Origin of the sequence: Plantactinospora sp. WMMB334, from assembly GCF_049179095.1 — a bacterium.
GTDB lineage: Bacteria > Actinomycetota > Actinomycetes > Mycobacteriales > Micromonosporaceae > Plantactinospora.
The window spans coordinates 4,138,586-4,156,697 of record NZ_JBMHME010000002.1 but is presented as its reverse complement, the minus strand read 5'-3'; the positions used below and the strand labels follow the sequence as shown (position 1 = coordinate 4,156,697).

Here is an 18,112-nt window from a genome sequence, read left to right as displayed (position 1 = left end):
TCGGCCCGGACGGGCGGGTGAGCCCGGACGGCGGCCGGCCGGAGGTGACGGTCGGGGTCCTGGCGTTGCAGGGTGACGTGCGCGAGCATCTGGCCGCGCTGACCGGGGTGGGCGCGACCGCCCGGCCGGTCCGCCGGCCGGAGGAGCTGGAGCAGGTCGACGCGCTGGTCGTCCCGGGCGGCGAGTCGACCACGATCAGCAAGCTGGCCGAGACCTTCGAGCTGTTCGACCCGATTCACAAGCGGATCGGTGCGGGGATGCCGGTCTACGGCTCCTGCGCCGGGATGATCATGCTGGCCACCGAGGTGCTGGACGGCCGCCCCGACCAGCGCAGCTTCGGCGGCATCGAGATGACGGTCCGGCGCAACGCGTTCGGCCGGCAGATCGACTCCTTCGAGGCACCGGTGGAGATCACCGGCGTACCGGGACCGAGCTTCCACGCGGTCTTCATCCGGGCACCCTGGGTCGAGCGGGTCGCCGACGGGGTGGAGGTGCTGGGCCGGGTGGCCGCCGGGCCGGCCGCCGGGCGCATCGTCGCGGTCCGGCAGGGGAACGCGATCGCCACCGCCTTCCATCCGGAGCTGACCGGCGACCGGCGCCTGCACCGCTGGTTCGTCGATCTCGTCCGCTCCTCGGCGACGGCGGACGGGCGCCAGAGCTGAATCGGGGCGCGTGCCTGGGCCGGATCGGGACGGTCGGGCGGCAACCTGCTGATCCGGCCCGTGCCGGGCGTGAACGGGCCGCGACGCCATCGGTAGGATTGTCGCGGGTTCGGCAGTTCTTCGTGGAAATGGCGCGCGGTGCAGTCGACACACACAGACGCCGGGTAGCGATGGAGGTCAGGTATGTCCGGCCACTCTAAGTGGGCGACGACGAAGCACAAGAAGGCGGTCATCGACGCCAAGCGGGGCAAGATGTTTGCCAAGCTGATCAAGAACGTCGAGGTCGCGGCGCGCACCGGGGGCGGCGACCCGGCCGGTAACCCGACCCTCTTCGACGCCATCCAGAAGGCGAAGAAGAACTCGGTGCCGAACGACAACATCGACCGGGCGGTCAAGCGCGGCTCCGGCCTGGAGGCCGGTGGAGCCGACTGGCAGACGGTGATGTACGAGGGGTACGCCCCGGGCGGCGTCGCACTGCTGATCGAGTGCCTGACCGACAACCGCAACCGGGCGGCGACCGAGGTACGCACCGCACTGACCCGCAACGGCGGCTCGCTGGCCGACGCCGGCTCGGTGTCGTACATGTTCTCCCGCAAGGGCGTGGTGATCGTGCCGAAGGCGGGCCTCTCCGAGGACGACGTGCTGCTCGCCGTGCTGGACGCCGGGGCCGAGGAGGTCAACGACCTGGACGAGGCGTTCGAGGTGGTCTCGGAGCCCGGTGATCTCGTCGCCGTACGGACGGCGCTGCAGGATGCGGGCATCGACTACGAGTCGGCCGAGTCCTCGCTGGTGCCAAGCGTCACCGTCCCGCTCGACGAGGAGGGTGCCCGCAAGGTCTTCAAGCTGATCGACGCGCTCGAAGACTCCGACGACGTGCAGAACGTCTACGGCAACTTCGACGTCTCCGACGAGATGCTGGCCCAACTCGGCTGAGTCGCGTCGTCCTGACCACATCCTCTCCGACCCGTCACCTCTCGTCCGGATGGAAACGATGCCACCAGACGCAGTGCGCACCGCCCGGTCCGTGGTCCTCACCGAGTTCGGCAAACCTCTGCTGATCCGGGAGGAGGCCGTCTCCCGCCCCGGCCCCGGCGAGATCCTGGTAGAGGTCGGCTTCGGCGGCGTCTGTGGGACCGACGCCCACCTGTGGGGCGGCAAGCTGCGGATTCCCACCCCGATCGTGCTGGGCCACGAGGGCCTGGGCACGGTGACCGAGCTGGGTTCCGGCACACTGCGCGACGCCAACGACGACATGCTGCGCGTGGGCGACACCGTGATGTGGGCGTCGTCGATCTCGTGCGGGCGGTGCATTCCCTGCCAGCGCCACGGCGAGCCGACGCTGTGTGAGAGGCGGACCACCTACGGTGTCAACCTCACCGCCGACGACCAGCCGGGACCGTCCGGTTCCTGGTCCGAGCGGATGCTGCTGCGAGCTGGTACGAGCGTCGTGAAGGTGCCCGCCGGCATCGACCCGCACGCGGCCATGTCGCTTGCCTGTGCCGGACCCACCATGGTGCATGCGGTCTTCGGGCGCCGCCCGGTGCGGCTGGGTGAGTCGGTCGTCGTGCAGGGCAGCGGGCCGGTGGGCCTCGCCGCCGCCCTTCTGGCGCAGCTGGCCGGAGCCGCCCAGGTGATCGTCGTGGGCGGGCCCGCCTCCCGCCTCGAACTGGCCGAGAGCGTGGGCATCGGTGACCGCCACGTCGACGTGATCGCGGCGGGCGACCCGGCCTCCGTCGTCGCCGAGGTGCGTGACGCCACCGGCGGCCGCGGCGCGGACCTGGTCATCGAGGCTTCCGGAGCGCCGGTGGCGGTGCCCCAGGGCATGGAGATGACGCGCCGCGGCGGCGACTACCTGGTGGTCGGCCAGTACACCGACCGCGGTGACGTCAGCCTCAACCCGCACCAGATCGTGTACCGGCAGCTCTCGATCCACGGCTCGTGGGGCTTCACCGGCGCGCACCTGGTCGAGTACGTCAACCTTCTACCGGCCCTCACCGCCCGTGCCGACCTACGCCGCCTCGTCACCGTGTTTCCGATGGACGAGTGTCAGACGGTGCTCGACCGGGTGACCGAGGGTTCGGTGCTCAAAGCAGTGCTGGTGCCCTGACCGTCACACGACATCGTCGAAGGTCTCCGGGGCCGGGTGGGTCTGACCCGGACTCCCGATGACCGGACGCAGGTCCCGGCGTCGCACGGTGGTGCGGGACGGCGCGACGCCGTCCCGCACCCACGGTGATGGCCGGACCGCCACCACCACCTGTGCCGAATCTCAGCAGTTGGCCTGGGCCTCCGTCGACGGTGGGCAGAAGTTGACGCCCAGCTGTCCCGCTCCCTGGTCGGCGCCGGCCTCGCCGGAGAGGAAGTCGTCGCCCTCGCCGCCGAACATGGTGTCGTTGCCGTCGCCGCCCCAGATGGCGTCGTCGCCCGGCTCGCCGTAGACGGTGTCGTTCCCCTCGTCGGCGTTGACCTGGTCGTCCTGCGGGCCGGCACAGATGAGGTCGTTCCCGCCCCCGCCGTCGATGGTGTCCGCACCGGTCTGGCCGAGGATGATGTCGTCGCCGCCCAGGCCGAGGATGATGTCGTTTCCGCCCTGGCCGTCGATCACGTCCGGTCCGGGTCCGCCGATGAGTACGTCGTTGCCGGCACCGCCGACGATGGTCGGCACGGCCTGGTAGCAGGCGTCCTGCGGCGGCGGGTCGTCGAGCGCGCCGACCTGTGCGGCGGCGCCGCCGGCCAGACCGGCGGTGGCGAGCAGGACCGTGCCGGTGAGCATGGCGAGTCTGGTACGCAGACGCATGGTGTTCCTCCCCTTGGGGTGGGCAGTGGTGCACCGGATGGGGACCACGATCGGGCGTCGGCATGCAGGAAACCTTCGGTCATCCTTGGATTTCCTGGTCACAGCCCTGCCGACGGTGATCGTCGGTCGGGTGCGTGACAGAGCGGAGGAGCATCGCCGGCCGCGGGGTCACGATGTCCGACAGGCGGACCGCCGGAAGCCGGATTCGGCGTACCCGGACGGGTCGTCGGGGGGACGGGGACGGTGGTCGGCAGATGGCGGTGGAGTTCCGCGTACTCGGCGACGTGCAGGCGAGGATCGGTGGGCGCGCCGTCGAGATCGGGCATCGGCGGCAGCGGTGCGTACTGGCGGTGCTGCTGGTCGAGGCGGACCGGCCGGTCCCGGTCGAGCGGCTGCTGGACCGGGCGTGGGGCGAGCGGCTGCCGCAACGTGCCCGGGAGACGCTGCACGGTTACCTGTCACGGCTGCGCCGGGCGCTCGCCGCCGCAGGCAGCCCGGGGCCGACGCGTCAGCCCGGCGGATACCGGCTCGCCGTCGACCCGACGACCGTGGACCTGCACCGCTTCCGGCATCTGCTCGCCCGGGCCCGCGCCGCCGAGCAGGGTCCGGGCGGTGATGCGGAGGCGCTGTACCGGGAGGCGCTCGCGCTCTGGCACGGGGACGCCTTCGCCGCCCTGGACACCCCGTGGCTCGACGACCTCCGGGTGGCGCTGCACCGGCAGCGGTTCGGCGCCGAACTGGCCCGCAACGACCTGGCCCTCGCCCGGGGCGCGCACGCCGAACTCCTGGACGACCTGACGGTACGCGCCGCCGAGCATCCGCTGGACGAACGCCTCTGCGGCCAGCTCATGACCGCGCTCTACCGCGCCGGCCGGCAGTCCGAGGCACTGGAGCGCTACCACCGGTTCCGGCTCTGCCTGGCCGACCAGCTCGGCGCCGATCCCGGCGCTCCGCTGCGCCGGCTGCACCAGCGGATCCTGACCGGAGACCCGGCGCTGACGCTGCCCGCCGCCAGGACGGTGACGACCGCACCCGTGCCGAGCGGTGCAGCCCCGCCGCCGCGGCAGGTGCCGCGGTCGCGGGACCTGCCGCCGCCACGGCAGTTGCCGCCGGCGCCCCCGTCGTTCACCGGACGGTGCCGGGAACTGGCCGAGCTGAGCCGGGCACTGACCGACGACGCCGCGGGTCGGCACGACACGGTCGTGATCTCGGCGATCGGCGGCCTCGGTGGCGTCGGGAAGACCTGGCTGGCCGTGCGGTGGGCGTACCAGAATCTGGCGCGCTTCCCCGACGGACAGCTCTATCTGAACCTGCGTGGCTTCGACCCGGCCAGCGAACCGATGCCCCCCTCGGTCGCGGTACGGGCGTTGCTCGACGCGCTCGGGGTGCCCGCCGAGGCGGTTCCACCGGAGCCGGAGGCGCAGGTCGGGCTCTACCGGAGCGTGATCGCCGGCCGCCGGATGCTGGTGCTGCTGGACAACGCCCGGGACACCGACCAGGTGGTCCCGCTGCTCCCGGGTACCCCGACCTGCACCGTCGTGGTGACCAGCCGGAACCGGCTGGCGGGACTGCTGACCGCGTACGGCGCCCGGCCGCTCCCGCTCGGCGTGCTCTCCGGGACGGAGGCGCGCGACCTGCTCCGTGGCCACCTCGGCGCGGCCCGGGTCGACGCCGAGGCGGCGGCAGTGGACGAGCTGGTACGCCGCTGCGCCGGCCTGCCACTCGCCCTCGGCATCATCGCCGCCCGGGCCGCGCTGGAGCCCGGCCTTCCGCTCGCCGGACTCGCCGGTGAGCTGCGGCACGAGGGCACCCGGCTGGACGCGCTGGACGCCGGCGAACTCGCGGTCGACCTGCGGGCGGTTCTCGCCTGCTCCCACCGCGCGTTGTCGGCGGAGGCGGCCCGGCTCTTCGCGCTGCTCGGGCTCGCCTGCGGACCGGAGATCGGCCTGCCGGCGGTGGCGAGCCTGGCCGGGCAGCCGGCCGGGCGGGTCCGCAGACTCCTCCGCGAGCTGACCGGGGCGAGCCTGCTGCACGAGCACCTGCCGGGCCGCTACCGGATGCACGACCTGGTCCGGCTCTTCGCCACCGAGCAGGCGCTGGCCGGGCACTCTGAGCAGGCGCTGGCCGGGCACTCTGAGCAGGCGCTGGCCGGGCACTCTCAGCAGGCGCTGGCCGACCGGCCCGGGCAGGCGCTCGCCGGGCGGCCCGGGCAGGCGCGCGACGAGGCCCGGTACCGGCTGCTGGACCACTACCTGCACACCGCGCACGCCGCGACCCGGCTGCTCGACCCGCACCGCGACCCGGTCACCCCGGCACCGGTCCGGGCCGGCGTGACGCCGGAGCCGCTCGCCGACCACGGGCAGGCGCTCGACTGGTTCGCCACCGAGCACCTGGTGCTGCTGGCGACGATCCGGCAGTCCGGCGCGGGACAGTCGGGTCCGGCCGGCTTCGACCGGCACATCTGCCAGCTCGCCCGGACCCTGACCGCGTTCTTCGACCGGCGGGGCCGCTGGGATCTCCAGCTGATCGCCCAGCGGGCGGCACTGGCCGCCACCCACCGGCTCGCCGACCGGGCCGGCCAGGCGCAGGCACACCGCCTGCTGGCCCGCGCCCAGCTTCAGCTCGGCCGCCACGACGAGGCGGAACGACACCTGCGGGAGGCGCTGGACCTCTTCGTCACGCTGGACGACCGGGTCGGTCAGGCGTACACCGAGCACGTGCTGGCCCGGGTCTGCGAGCGGCGGGGACGCTACCGGGAGGCGCTGGAGCACGCCGAGCGGAGCCTCGCCCTGCACCGGGCGACCGGACACGACAGCGGGCAGGCGAACGCACTGAACAGCGTCGGCTGGTTCCACTCGCTGCTCGGCGACCACGAGCGGGCGATCGTCTGCTGCGAGCCGGCGCTGCACCGGCTCCGCCTGCTCGGCGACCGGCACGGCCAGGCCACCACCTGGGACAGTCTCGGATTCGCCCACCACCACCTCGGCAACCACGGCCGGGCGGTCGCCTGCTACCACCGGGCGCTCGTGCTGTTCCGTGACCTGGGAGCGCGTTACCAGCAGGCCGACACCCTGGTCAAGCTCGGCGACGCCGAGGAGGCGGCAGGTGACCCCGAGCGGGCCGTTTCCGCCTGGCGGCAGGCCCTGGAGCTGTTGCGTGACCTGCACCACCCGGACGCCGCCGCCGTGGACGGCCGGCTGCGCCGGCCACACCTCGACCCGGCACGGCACTGACGCGCCGACCGTCGGCCAGTTCACCATCAGGCGCGACTCCGCACAGGTCGTCGGTGACGTGCACCATCCCGTCCACGACGGCCGAGGCGGCGACAGCGGTGAACAGGTCGCGGCTGATCATGGCTCGATCGGTGCGGTGCGGCGTACTGGCGGTCGTACTGGCGACGGTGGCGGTGCCGCCGGGGCGGGCAAACGCGGCTGCGGAGGAGGTGGGCGGCGACCGGGGTAGCAGCCTGGCCGGCTGTTGGCAGCAGTTCGCCGCTCCGCCGATGATGGACGTGGAGATCGGGGCCAACGGCGCGATCTGGGGCATGGGGGCGAACGACGGGAACGGCTGGCCCGTCTACCAGTACACCGGCAGTTCCTGGGTCAACACCGGCCGGTACGGCCACACCGTCGCGGTCTCCCCGACCGGCCAGCCGTGGTATCTCGACCTGCAGGGCTCGATCTTCCGGCTCACGGCCGGCGGGTGGAGCAGGTGCCGGGCGCGGCGACGGCGATCGACGTCGGTGCGGACGGTTCGGTCTGGGTGACCGGCACCGTGCAGCTCGACGGGAACGGGTTCGGCATCTACCGGTGGAACGGCTCCGGCTGGGACCAGATCGACGGCACCGCGCAGATGATCAATGTGGACCGGTTCGGGCAGCCGTGGATCGTGACCTCGTGGGGGCCGGGCACCGGAGACATCTACCGCCGCTTCGGCAACAGTTGGATCCTCATCCCGCCGAACGGCACCACCTTCGACATGGGTATCGGCGGCGGTGACGCCGTCTGGCGGGTGGTCTACACCCCGGCCAAGGGCGAGAACTCGCTGGAGCGGTGGACCGGCAGCGGGTGGGCGCGTACCGAGGGTGCCGGCAACCGGGTCAGCGTCGACCAGCTCGGCCGGGCCTGGCACGTCAACGGTCGCGGCGAGGTCTTCTACTGGACCTGCGCGTAGCCGAACGGCTTCCCGCCGCCCGGCCGGAGCGGCGGGGAGCCGGGGCAGGGCTCAGACACCGGTGCCGGCGTTGACCGTCGCTGCGGTGACGTGACCTTCGAGGCGTCGGCGCTCGTGATCGGAGGGCGGAGGGCGGATCACCGTCTGGCGGCGATCGGACGCCCCGTTCCCCCGCCCTCGTCCCCGCCCCCGAGCCCGGTGTGCCGGAGCCGGGCGTGCAGCAGCAGTGTCCCGGTGATGAGCAGGGCCAGCCCGACCGTGCCGAGCCCGGAGGCGAGCAGCGTGCCGGCGGCGCCGAGCCCGGCCACCAGCGGCCCGCCGAGGGCGGCGCCGAGCGGGGTCGCCGCCGTGGTGGCCGCACCCTTGGCGGCGAGCACCGCCGGCAGGTCGGCCGGGTCGGCCGCGTTCTGGAACAGGGCCAGGCTGAAGGCGGGGAAGGGCCCGTAGACCAGGCCGCCGACGGCGAAGCCGGCCATGGTGACCCCGACCGGCGCGTCGAAGCCGAACGGCACCAGCACCAGTCCCCAGCCGGCGATCACCGCGATGGTCACCGGCCACTGCCGGGCCCGGGTCAGCATCCCGCCGAGCAGGCCACCGACGACGGCCCCGATCCCGAACACCGTCCAGTAGCCGCCGAGCAGGCCGGCGGCGCCGGACAACTCGTCGGCGACGTACAGCGGAAGGGCCACCTCGACCGGGCCGTAGAGGAAGTAGAAGACGGCGGTGACCGCGATCAGCCCGACGAGTTCCGGGCGCCGGGCGAGGATCCGGAAGCCGCTGCCGGCCGCCCGGCCGCCGTCGGCGGCGGCCGGTGCGCCGGTCGGCGGAGCCAGCCGGCCGGCCTGGACCGCCAGCAGGAGGTAGCTGAGGGCGTCGAGGCCGAGCACCAGTGCCGGGTGTACGGCGGCGATCAGCAGGCCGGCCAGTGCCGGGCCGGCGACGAAGGCGGCCTGTTGGCTCGTCCCGACCAGGGCGTTCGCCGGCAGCCGGCGCTCCGCCGGAAAGATCTCACTGATCAGCGTGTACGTCCCGGCGGTACCCCAGGCGGCGAGCAGCGACGAGATGGCCAGCAGTGCGATGTACCGGCCGGCGGTGAGCTGGCCCAGCAGGTGCAGCAGGAGCACCGCACCGAGCGCACCGGCCCGGAGCAGGGAGCTCGCCACCACCAGCCGGCGGGCGGGGATCCGGCTCAGCCATCGGGCGAGCAGCAGCGCCCCGGCGGCGGCCGGCAGGGCGTACGCCGTCACCGCCGCGCCGACGACCAGCCCGGCCCGGTCGGGCGGGGCGAGCCGCAGCGCCAGCCAGGCGATGGCCACCACGCTGATCCCGTCTCCGAGGTGCGAGACCACCAGCCCGGAGAGCAGCCGCCGGAAGGCCGGCTCGGCGAGACTGGCCCGGTAGGCCGCCGGAACCAGCCGGGCCGCCAACGTCATCCGGGGAGTGTGGCAGGTGACGTGCGGTTGAGGTCAACTCCGCGGTCATGACAGAGCCGAATGCTCCTGGATCACCGCGCCCGGGACGGGCCGCGCCATGGGAGGCTGGACCGCGGTCGGCCGGGGGTCGGCGGGGCCGCGGGGGGAGGACGGTTGCCGTCGATCGAGGCCGTGTTGCTGGACTGGCGGGGGACTCTCGCCTACACGCCGCCGTTGCCGCGCTGGGTCGAGCGTTCGCTGCGCCGGGCCGGGGCGGACGCGCCGCCCGCGGAGATACGCCGGATCGAGGCGGCCCTGCTGGCGGCGTTCGAGCAGCCCGAGGTGGCTCGCGCCGAGATCGGGGCGGATCGGTCGGTCGAGCGGCACCGGGCCAGCTACGACGCCCTCTTCGCCGCCGCCGGGATCGCGGGCCCACTCGCCGAGGCACTCTACGAGGTGGAGTCCGATCCGGCGCAGAACCCGTTCGCACCGGACGTCGCGGCCACCCTGGCCGCGCTGGCCGGCGGCGGGATCAGGATCGCCGTGCTCAGCGACATCCATTTCGACCTGCGACCGGTCTTCGCCTCGGCCGGACTGGACCGGTACGTGCAGAGCTTCGTTCTCTCCTACGAGCACGGCGTGCAGAAGCCCGATCCGGCGATCTTCCGGATCGCACTGGCCGAACTCGGGGTGGAGCCGGGCGCGACGCTGATGGTCGGCGACCGCTCCGGCTACGACGGCGGTGCGGTCGCGGCGGGCATCCCCACCCTGCTGGTGCCGCCGCTCGCCGATCCGACCGAGGAGCGGCTCCACCTTGTGCTCGCGACCTGCGGCATCCCCCGGCGACAGCCGGACTGAGCGGGATCGGTCATCCCACCCGGGCGGGTGAGCCGGCTCACAATACGATACGGAACGGTATCGTTTCGGTTCTCGGCTGGTTAGAGTCGGTGCATCAACAAGCTTCCCCCGCAGCCGGCCCGAGCCGGCGATGCGGGGTGTTCGGGGGGACATCAAGGCATGGAGTCAACGGAAAACACCGGGCACCCGAGGCGCTGGGCGATTCTCGGCGTCCTCGTGGTCGCCCTCCTCGTCATCGTGCTGGACAACACGGTGCTGAACGTCGCACTGCGCACCCTGGCCGACCCGGTGCACGGGCTCGGCGCCAGCCAGGGCGAGCTGGAGTGGTCGATCAACTCGTACACCCTGGTCTTCGCCGGGCTGCTCTTCACCTTCGGCGTGCTCGGCGACCGGTACGGGCGGAAGTGGTTCCTCCAGGCCGGGCTGGCGATCTTCGGCCTCGCCTCGCTGGTCTCGGCGTACGCGCAGAGTCCGGGCCAGTTGATCGGCGCCCGCGCCCTGATGGGCTTCGGGGCCGCCGCCGTGATGCCGGTGACCCTGTCGATCATCTCGAACGTCTTCGACCCGAGGGAGCGCGGTCGCGCCATCGGGGTCTGGGCCGGCGCGATCGGCCTCGGCGTGGCGATCGGCCCGGTCCTGGGCGGGCTGCTGCTGGAGAACTACTGGTGGGGCTCGGTCTTCCTGATCAACGTGCCGGTGGTGCTGCTCGGGCTGGTCGCGGTCGCGCTGCTGGTGCCGGACTCGCGGGACCCGAAGCCGGGCAGGATCGACGTGGTCGGCGTGCTGCTCTCGGTGATCGGTCTGGTGGCGCTCTCCTACGGGATCATCGACGGCGGCGAGCACGGCTTCGGCCGGCCGCTGGTCTGGGCGTCGATCGTCGGCGGCCTGGCGGTGCTGGCGGTCTTCGTGGCCTGGGAGCGCCGGATCGACTTCCCGTCGCTGGACGTACGGCTCTTCCGGGTGCCCCGGTTCGCCGCACCGGTCGCGGTGATCGGGCTGGTCTTCTTCGCCGCCATGGGCGTGATGTTCTTCAGCTCGTTCTACCTGCAACTGGTGCGCGGCTACAGCCCGCTGCAGACCGGCCTGCTGATGCTGCCGTTCGCGGCCGCCCAGCTCGTCTTCGCACCCCGCAGCGCCACCATGGTGCGGCGGTACGGTGGCCGGGCGGTTGCGGTGACCGGCCTGGCGCTGACCTCGGCGGCGCTTGTGGCGTTCGCCTTCGCCACCGCGACGACGCCGATCTGGATCATCGGGACGATCTTCTTCGTCCAGGGCGTCGGGATGGCCAACATCATGCCGCCGGCGACCGAGTCGATCATGTCGGCGCTGCCCCGGGAGAAGGCCGGGGTCGGCTCGGCGGTCAGCAACACCGTCCGTCAGGTGGCTGGCGCGCTCGGCGTCGCGGTGCTCGGCTCGGTGCTCTCGGGGGTCTACCGGGACCAGATCGAGCCGGCGGCCAGCGCGCTGCCCGCGCCGATCCGGGACGCCGCCTCCGAGTCGGTCTCCGGGGCGTACGCGGTCGCGGAGCGGCTCGGCCCGGCCGGTGCGGCGGTGACCGGGGCGGCCGACGACGCCTTCGTCTCGGCCATGCACTGGGCGGCGGGGCTCTCCGCGGCGATCGCCGCCCTCGGCATCCTGGTGGTGCTCCGCTGGCTGCCCGGCCGCTCGGCCGAGGAGCAGGTGCTGTCGCCGGAGCCGGCGACCGATTCCGAACTGGTCACCGCCTGAGCAAGCGGGGACAATGGTTAACGTGACCGAAACGATGGATGCTCCGCGGGCGCCGGGCCGCCCGCGGAGCCTCCGCGCGGACGAGGCGATCCTGGAGGCCGCGCTCGATCTGCTCGCCGAGGACGGCAGCATCGAGACGCTCTCGATCGAGGCGATCGCCGCGCGGGCGGGTGTCGGCAAGGCGACCATCTACCGGCGCTGGTCCGGCAAGGAGGCGCTGGTCCAGGACGCGCTGCGCCGGCTGAAGCCGCCACCGCCGCCACCGCCCGGCCGGTCGGTCCGGGAGGACCTGGTCGCGCTGGTCGGCAACACCGGGCGCAACCCGGATCCCCGGGCCGGCAAGATCATGCCCTGCCTGATGCCGGCGATCAGTCGCAGCCCGGAGCAGTACCGGCTCTACCAGGAGCTGGTCGAGCCGAGACGGCGGATGATTCGCGAGGTGCTGCGCCGGGGCATCGCGCTCGGCGAACTCCGGGCCGACCTCGACGTCGAGCTGACCCTGGCGCTGCTGACCGCGCCGCTGCTGACGCAGCGGTTGCTCCGCGCCCAGCCCGACCTGGACGAGCGGGACCTGCCCGCGCGCGTCGTCGACGCCGTCATCACCGGCATCGCCAAGGTGTAAGGAAGGGCCCCCGCTACAACAAAAAGCGATAAGCGGGGGCCCTTCCTTACACCCGGCCGCGCAGGCGGTGCAGGCGCAGGGCGAGCTGCACCTCCAGGGCGCGCTCCGGCTTCTGCCACTCCGGCCCGAGGAGCTGCCCCACCCGGTCCAGCCGCTGGGTCACCGTGTTGACGTGCACGTGCAGCACCTCCGCCGCCCGGGCCAGGCTGCCGCCGACCCCGAAATACGCCTCCAACGTCTTCACCAGCGCGGTGCCCCGGCGGGCGTCGTAGTCGACCACCGGACCGACCGTGTCGACGAGGAACCGGGCCACCTCCCGGTCGCCGCCCTCCTCCACCGCGCCGAGCAGCAGCCCGACGAAGCCGAGCTCGGCGCTGCTGGCCCCCTCGCCGGCCCGGCCCAGCGCGCGCAGCGCGGTCAGGCAGCGGTCCGCCTCCCGGGCCGCCCCGGCCAGCGAGGCCGGGCCCGCCGCCGGCCCGCCCGCCCCGGCGGTGACCGGGCGGCCCAGCACCCGGGCCAGGTCCCGGACCACGGTCCGGGCCGCCGAGCCGGCGTCGCCGCCGGGGAGCATCAGCACCGCCCGCCCGTCCCGGGCCGCCGCCAGGCCACCCAGGGTCGAGGCGTACGTGCTGGCCCACGAGATGACCCGCTGCCGCACCGAGGTGCTGCCGGCCATCGCGTCGTCGCCGACCGCCACCAGCACGTGCGGCGCGTCCAGGTCCACCCCGAGCCGGCGGGCCCGGGCGCGCAGCGCGGCGGCGTCGAGCACCGGCCGGACGATCAGATCGTCGAGCAGCTCGCCCCGGACCCGCCCCTCCGCCTCGGCGACGCTCTGCCGGAAGAGCAGCAGCAGCGCGGTGACAAGTGCCGCCCGCTCCAGAATCCGCTGGTCCGCGTCGACCAGCTCCTCGTCGGGGCGGGAGACCAGGGCGCCGAGGTTCTCGGCGCCGGCGACCACGGCGGCGTACCAGAGGTCGCCCCGGCGCACGCTGCGCCCCTCCGTGCGCGACGCCACCACCGCCTCGTCCAGCTCGCCGCGCTCCGGCTCGCCGATCTCGCCGACCCGGGCCAGCGTCCGGCCCTCGGCGTCCAGCGCCAGCAGCGCGCCGCCGAGCACCTCGGTCACCGCCGTCGCGACGTCCTCGACCCCGCCGCCGCGCAGCACCAGCGAGGTCATCCGGTCGTGCGCGGCGGCGGCCCGCTCCACCGAGGCGCTGTGCGCCCGGATCGTCGCGTTCGCCGCCGAGAGCTCCGCCAGCGCGGCCCGGGTCTCGGCGAGCAGCCGCGCGGTGTCGATCGCCACCGCCGCGTGCGCCGCGAGGGAGAGCAGCAGCGACACCTCCTCGCGGGCGAAGGGCCGGGCCGACCGGTTGGCCGCGTAGAGCACCCCGATCACCCGGGAGCCGAGCCGCAGCGGCACCCCGAGGATGGCGACCAGCCCCTCCTCGCCCACCCCGGCGTCGATCTCACCGGTGTGGTGGAAGCGCTCGTCCTCGGGATAGTTCGCGGTCGCGTACGGGCTGCCGGTCTGGGCCACGAGGCCGCCGAGGCCGGCACCCATCGGCAGCCGCAGCTTCTGGAAGCGGGCCGAGATCGAACCGTCCGTCACCCGCATGTAGGTGTCGCCCCGCTCGTCGTCGACGAGCGTCATGTACGCCACGTCGGTGCCGAGCAGGTGCCGGGCCCGGTGCACGATCGCCCGGAGTACGGCGTCGGAGTCCCGCAGCCCGGCGAGGTCGCTGGCGCTGTCGTAGAGGCCGGAGAGTTCCGCCTCGCGGCGCCGGCGTCGCTCCAGCAGGGCGCGTACCCGCAGCGCCACCACCTTCGCCGCCTCGAGCTCGGCGAGCCGGTCGGCGGGGAGCCCGGCGGCCCGGGCGGTCACCAGCGGCCCCTCGAACTCGACCGGGGCGGCCTCCCTGACCAGCAGTTCCAGGAACTCGATCGGCGACGACACGGGCTCCATTCTGCGCCGACGCCTCCCTCAGCTCGCCGTCCAGCCCTTCACTTCAGCGTCCGGCCCCTCGCCGTCCAGTTCTCAGTTCGCCGTCCAGCCCCCGTCGATCGGGATGGCGGCGCCGGTGATGAAGTCCGCGGCGGGGGAGCAGAGGTAGGCGAGGAGTTCCGCCACCTCCTCCGGCTCGATCAGCCGTTTGATCGCCGCCCGGGCCAGCATGATCCGCTCGATCACCTCGCTCTCGGCGATGCCGTGCGCCGCCGCCTGTGCGGAGACCTGGTCCTCGACCAGCCGGGTACGCACGTACGCCGGGTTGACGCAGTTCGCGGTCACCCCGTGCGCCGCGCCCTCCAGCGCCACGACCTTGGAGAGCCCCTCCAGGGCGTGCTTCGCCGAGACGTACGCCGCCTTGAACGGGGAGGCGCGCAGCCCGTGCACCGAGGAGATGTTGACGATCCGGCCCCAGCCGCGGGCGTACATGTGCGGCAGGGCGCGCCGGACGATCAGGAAGGGCGCCGTCACCATCACCCGGTGCAGGTAGTCGAAGCGCTCCGGTGGGAACTCGTCGAGCGGCGCCACGTGTTGCAGCCCGGCGTTGTTGACCACGATGTCCAGGGCCGGGTCGATCCGCTCCGCCGCCTCCGGTACGGCCAGGTCCAGCCCGACCGCCTGGCCGCCGATCTCGGCCGCGACCTCCTCGGCCCGGTCGGTGTTCCGGTCCACCACCGTCACCTTCGCGCCGGCCGCCGCCAGCCGCACCGCGCAGGCCCGGCCGATCCCGCTGCCGCCGCCGGTGACCAGCGCGGTCCGTCCTGCCAGGTCGAGCCGGACGACCTGCGAGGTGGCGTCCTGCCGCGTCCGGTGGGTGGCGTGGTCGTCCCGACCGGGTTCTACCGTCATGGCCGAAAAAGGTACGAGCCGACCGGGCGGTGGCACATGGCTCCCGGCCACATACTCCGGTGACGGGCTATGTGGCGCTTCCGCGGCTCCCGGGACGACGCCGGGCGGCGGTGGCGGTCACCGCCGGGGATGATCGCCGGCGGGCGTGTCGGCGTTTCCCGCGTCGGGGCAGGCCAGTAGGGTGTCGAACACACGTACGTGCTGCGGCACGGGGAGGGGGCGGCGTGCGGGTGCTGGGCGTCGACCCGGGGCTGACCCGGTGCGGGGTCGGCGTGGTCGAGGGGGTGCCGGGCCGGTCCTGCACCCTGGTCGCCTACTACGTGATCTACACCGATCCCGCCGACGAGCTGCCGCTGCGCCTGCTGCACCTGGACACCGAGCTGACCCGGCTGGTCGCCGAGCACCGGCCGCGCAGCGTCGCGGTGGAACGGGTCTTCAGCCAGCACAACGTCCGGACGGTGATGGGCACCGCACAGGCGAGCGCGGTCGCCGTGCTGGCCGGGGCCCGGGCCGGGCTGCCGGTCCAGACCTACACGCCGAGCGAGGTGAAGGCGGCGGTCACCGGTTCCGGCCAGGCCGACAAGGCGCAGATGATGTCGATGGTCACCCGGCTGCTGCGGCTCGCCGAGCCGCCCCGGCCGGCGGACGCCGCCGACGCGCTCGCGCTGGCGATCTGCCACATCTGGCGCGGCGGCACCCGGGCCCGGCTGGCGGCGGCAGCGGCCGGCGCGGTCCGGCAGCGGGCGGCGGGCCGGCCGCCGGTGGCCCGGCCCGACGGCGCCCGCCGGGCCGGTCGGCCGGGGTCGGAGCGACAGGGAGGTACGGGATGATCGCCAGTGTCCGGGGTGTGGTCGCCGGGCTCTCCCCGGAGAGCGCGGTGATCGAGGTCGGCGGGGTCGGGCTGGCCGTGCACTGCGCGCCGGGCACCCTGGCCGGGCTGCGGGTCGGTGCGCCGGCCCGGCTCGCCACCAGCCTGGTCGTCCGGGAGGACTCGCTGACCCTCTACGGCTTCGCCGACGACGACGCCAAGCAGCTCTTCGAGCTGCTGCAGACCGCCAGCGGGGTCGGTCCCCGGCTCGCCCAGGCGGTTCTCGCGGTGCATTCGCCGGACGTGGTGCGCAAGGCGATCGCGAGCGGCGACACCGGCACCCTGACCCGGGTGCCGGGGATCGGCAAGAAGGGCGCCGAGCGGCTGGTGCTGGAGCTGCGTGACCGGATCGGTGCGGTGCCGGTCGGCCCGGACGGCGCGGCCGGGGTGACCGGGGGCGCCTGGCCGGAGCAGGTGCGGCAGGCCCTGACCGGGCTGGGCTGGACGGCGGCCCAGGCCGAGCAGGCGGTGGCGGCGGTCGCCGAGACCGTCGACGATGAGGTCCCGCCGGTGCCGGTGCTGCTCAAGCAGGCGATCCGGCTGCTGGGCAGGACCCGGTGACCGAGCACGAGGGGCTGGTCTCGGCGTACGCCAGCGACGCCGAGCGGGACGCGGAGGTGACCGTACGCCCGAAGCGGCTCGCCGACTTCATCGCCCAGCACCGGGTTCGCGACCAGCTCGACCTGCTGCTGCGCGGCGCGATGGGCCGGGGTGCCCCGCCGGACCACATCCTGCTCTCCGGCCCGCCGGGCCTCGGCAAGACGACCCTGGCGAACATCGTCGCCGCCGAGCTGGGTGCGGGCATCCGGGTGACCAGCGGCCCGGCGATCGAGCGCTCCGGCGACCTCGCCGCGATCCTGACCAGCCTGGCCGAGGGCGACGTGCTCTTCATCGACGAGATCCACCGGATCGCCCGGCCGGCGGAGGAGCTGCTCTACAGCGCGATGGAGGACTTCCGGGTCGACGTGGTGGTGGGAAAGGGGCCGGGCGCCACGGCGATCCCGCTGGACGTGGAGCCCTTCACCCTGGTCGGCGCGACCACCCGGTCCGGGCTGCTCACCGGCCCGATGCGGGACCGGTTCGGCTTCGTGGCGCACCTGGACTTCTATTCCCCGGCCGAGCTGGACGTGCTGCTGCAACGCTCGGCGCGGATCCTCGGGGTGCCGATCAGCGAGGAGGGCTCGGCGGAGATCGCCGGCCGGTCCCGGGGCACGCCCCGGATCGCCAACCGGCTGCTGCGTCGGGTGCGGGACTACGCCGAGGTGCGGGTGGACGGCAGGGTGACCCGGGAGACCGCCCGGGCGGCGCTGCGGGTCTACGACGTGGACGAGCTGGGCCTGGACCGGCTGGACCGGGCGGTGCTGACCGCCCTGGTCGACTCGTTCCGGGGCGGGCCGGTGGGGTTGTCGACCCTGGCGGTGGCGGTGGGGGAGCAGCCGGACACGGTCGAGGAGGTCTGCGAGCCGTTCCTGGTCCGGGCCGGGCTGCTCGCCCGTACGCCCCGGGGGCGGGTGGCCACCGAGGCCGCCTGGCAACATCTGGGACGTACGCCACCTAATGGTACATTTGGCGCGGGTGGGTCGCAGTCGCCCGACCTCTTCTCCGCGGGATCGCCGGATGTGTGACCCGTTCGTGATCCGTACCTCATTCGGTGATTCTCAGGTGCAGCGACTAGACTCGCCGCGTTTGTACAGGACGTGAGTTCCTGCCTCCGCTCCGGCGATCACCTGCCGTGACGAGGCCGATCGGAAGGTCGTAACAGTGCCTTTGGCAGCAACGGGCGGCGGTGGCGGAGCCAGCAGCTTCATGCCGATCCTCATGATTGTCCTGCTCTTCGCCGTCATGTATTTCATGATGATCCGGCCGCAGCAGAAGCGGCGCCGCGACGCCGAGCAGATGCAGGCCGCCATCGGTGCGGGCGACGAGGTGGTCACCATCGGCGGGCTCTACGGCACCGTCACCGGCGTGGACGACGAGACCGTCATGCTCGAGGTGGCGCCCGGCGTGCAGACCCGGTACGCGCGACCGGCGATCGCCCGGGTCGTCAAGACCGCGGAGCGCATCGAGTCCGTGCCGGAAGAGGCCGACGCCAAGGAGTGACCGACCCGCCCGTGGGGCCCGGGTTGGCATCGAACATA

The 18,112-nt window shown here is 73.6% G+C and carries 16 protein-coding genes and 1 pseudogene; 13 read left to right on the top strand and 4 right to left on the bottom strand.

The annotated features are described in order from the left end of the window. Positions 1 to 44 precede the first annotated feature (44 nt). From pdxT to ACN27G_RS17775, 3 genes are all read left to right on the top strand, one after another. Positions 45 to 662 (top strand): pyridoxal 5'-phosphate synthase glutaminase subunit PdxT, encoded by a 618-nt coding sequence (gene pdxT / locus ACN27G_RS17785; protein ID WP_421497358.1) that lies wholly within the window; start codon positions 45 to 47, stop codon positions 660 to 662. 183 nt (positions 663 to 845) lie between these two features. Then, entirely contained in the window at positions 846 to 1,595 is a 750-nt protein-coding gene (locus tag ACN27G_RS17780; RefSeq protein WP_421493922.1) for a YebC/PmpR family DNA-binding transcriptional regulator, read from the top strand. A 58-nt stretch (positions 1,596 to 1,653) separates the two neighbouring features. After that, positions 1,654 to 2,769, top strand: a complete 1,116-nt coding sequence (locus ACN27G_RS17775; RefSeq protein ID WP_421493921.1) for a zinc-binding dehydrogenase — start codon at positions 1,654 to 1,656, stop codon at positions 2,767 to 2,769. A 162-nt stretch (positions 2,770 to 2,931) separates the two neighbouring features. Here ACN27G_RS17775 and ACN27G_RS17770 read toward each other — a convergent pair whose 3' ends face one another. Next, positions 2,932 to 3,459, bottom strand: a complete 528-nt coding sequence (locus ACN27G_RS17770; RefSeq protein WP_421493920.1) for a calcium-binding protein — start codon at positions 3,457 to 3,459, stop codon at positions 2,932 to 2,934. A 254-nt stretch (positions 3,460 to 3,713) separates the two neighbouring features. Here ACN27G_RS17770 and ACN27G_RS17765 point away from each other — a divergent pair, with 254 nt between their 5' ends. The 3 genes from ACN27G_RS17765 (at position 3,714) to ACN27G_RS17755 (ending at position 7,632) form a co-directional block, all read left to right on the top strand. Then, positions 3,714 to 6,692, top strand: coding sequence for a BTAD domain-containing putative transcriptional regulator (locus tag ACN27G_RS17765; protein ID WP_421493919.1), 2,979 nt, complete (start codon positions 3,714 to 3,716; stop codon positions 6,690 to 6,692). A gap of 119 nt (positions 6,693 to 6,811) precedes the next feature. After that, positions 6,812 to 7,225 carry a hypothetical protein gene (locus tag ACN27G_RS17760; RefSeq protein WP_421493918.1) on the top strand — a complete coding sequence of 138 codons (414 nt, stop codon included), beginning with the start codon at positions 6,812 to 6,814 and terminating at the stop codon, positions 7,223 to 7,225. Continuing rightward, a complete protein-coding gene (locus ACN27G_RS17755; RefSeq protein WP_421493917.1) occupies positions 7,222 to 7,632 on the top strand; it encodes a hypothetical protein in 411 nt (136 codons plus the stop codon). Before ACN27G_RS17760 ends, ACN27G_RS17755 begins: the two co-directional genes overlap by 4 nt. Positions 7,633 to 7,769: 137 nt before the next feature. Here the strand turns inward: ACN27G_RS17755 and ACN27G_RS17750 are convergent, their stop codons facing one another. After that, the gene (locus ACN27G_RS17750) at positions 7,770 to 9,065 is read right to left on the bottom strand and encodes an MFS transporter (RefSeq protein ID WP_421493916.1); all 1,296 of its coding nucleotides are present in this window, start codon (positions 9,063 to 9,065) and stop codon (positions 7,770 to 7,772) included. A 153-nt stretch (positions 9,066 to 9,218) separates the two neighbouring features. Between ACN27G_RS17750 and ACN27G_RS17745 the strand changes: the two genes are divergently transcribed. The 3 genes from ACN27G_RS17745 to ACN27G_RS17735 all read left to right on the top strand — a co-directional run bounded on the left by ACN27G_RS17745 (position 9,219) and on the right by ACN27G_RS17735 (position 12,252). Further along, entirely contained in the window at positions 9,219 to 9,902 is a 684-nt protein-coding gene (locus ACN27G_RS17745; protein WP_421493915.1) for an HAD family hydrolase, read from the top strand. Positions 9,903 to 10,061: 159 nt separating this feature from the next. Next, entirely contained in the window at positions 10,062 to 11,630 is a 1,569-nt protein-coding gene (locus ACN27G_RS17740; RefSeq protein ID WP_421493914.1) for an MFS transporter, read from the top strand. A 13-nt stretch (positions 11,631 to 11,643) separates the two neighbouring features. After that, entirely contained in the window at positions 11,644 to 12,252 is a 609-nt protein-coding gene (locus ACN27G_RS17735) for a TetR/AcrR family transcriptional regulator (protein WP_421493913.1), read from the top strand. Between the two features lie 46 nt (positions 12,253 to 12,298). On the opposite strand, the gene ACN27G_RS17730 is transcribed toward ACN27G_RS17735, so the two are convergent. Together ACN27G_RS17730 and ACN27G_RS17725 are read right to left on the bottom strand one after the other, a co-directional pair. After that, positions 12,299 to 14,215, bottom strand: a complete 1,917-nt coding sequence (locus ACN27G_RS17730; protein ID WP_421493912.1) for a helix-turn-helix domain-containing protein — start codon at positions 14,213 to 14,215, stop codon at positions 12,299 to 12,301. 72 nt (positions 14,216 to 14,287) lie between these two features. Next, positions 14,288 to 15,106 carry a 3-hydroxybutyrate dehydrogenase gene (locus tag ACN27G_RS17725; protein ID WP_421493911.1) on the bottom strand — a complete coding sequence of 273 codons (819 nt, stop codon included), beginning with the start codon at positions 15,104 to 15,106 and terminating at the stop codon, positions 14,288 to 14,290. 224 nt (positions 15,107 to 15,330) lie between these two features. Here ACN27G_RS17725 and ruvC point away from each other — a divergent pair. The 4 genes and pseudogenes from ruvC to yajC form a co-directional block, all read left to right on the top strand. Continuing rightward, positions 15,331 to 15,861, top strand: a pseudogene (gene ruvC / locus ACN27G_RS17720) (crossover junction endodeoxyribonuclease RuvC); the annotation flags it as partial. A gap of 71 nt (positions 15,862 to 15,932) precedes the next feature. Beyond that, positions 15,933 to 16,535, top strand: a complete 603-nt coding sequence (gene ruvA / locus ACN27G_RS17715; RefSeq protein WP_421493910.1) for a Holliday junction branch migration protein RuvA — start codon at positions 15,933 to 15,935, stop codon at positions 16,533 to 16,535. Continuing rightward, the gene (gene ruvB / locus ACN27G_RS17710) at positions 16,532 to 17,599 is read left to right on the top strand and encodes a Holliday junction branch migration DNA helicase RuvB (protein WP_421493909.1); all 1,068 of its coding nucleotides are present in this window, start codon (positions 16,532 to 16,534) and stop codon (positions 17,597 to 17,599) included. The genes ruvA and ruvB overlap by 4 nt, the downstream gene beginning before the upstream one ends. Positions 17,600 to 17,780: 181 nt before the next feature. Further along, positions 17,781 to 18,074 carry a preprotein translocase subunit YajC gene (yajC, locus tag ACN27G_RS17705; protein WP_421493908.1) on the top strand — a complete coding sequence of 98 codons (294 nt, stop codon included), beginning with the start codon at positions 17,781 to 17,783 and terminating at the stop codon, positions 18,072 to 18,074. Positions 18,075 to 18,112: the final 38 nt, after the last annotated feature.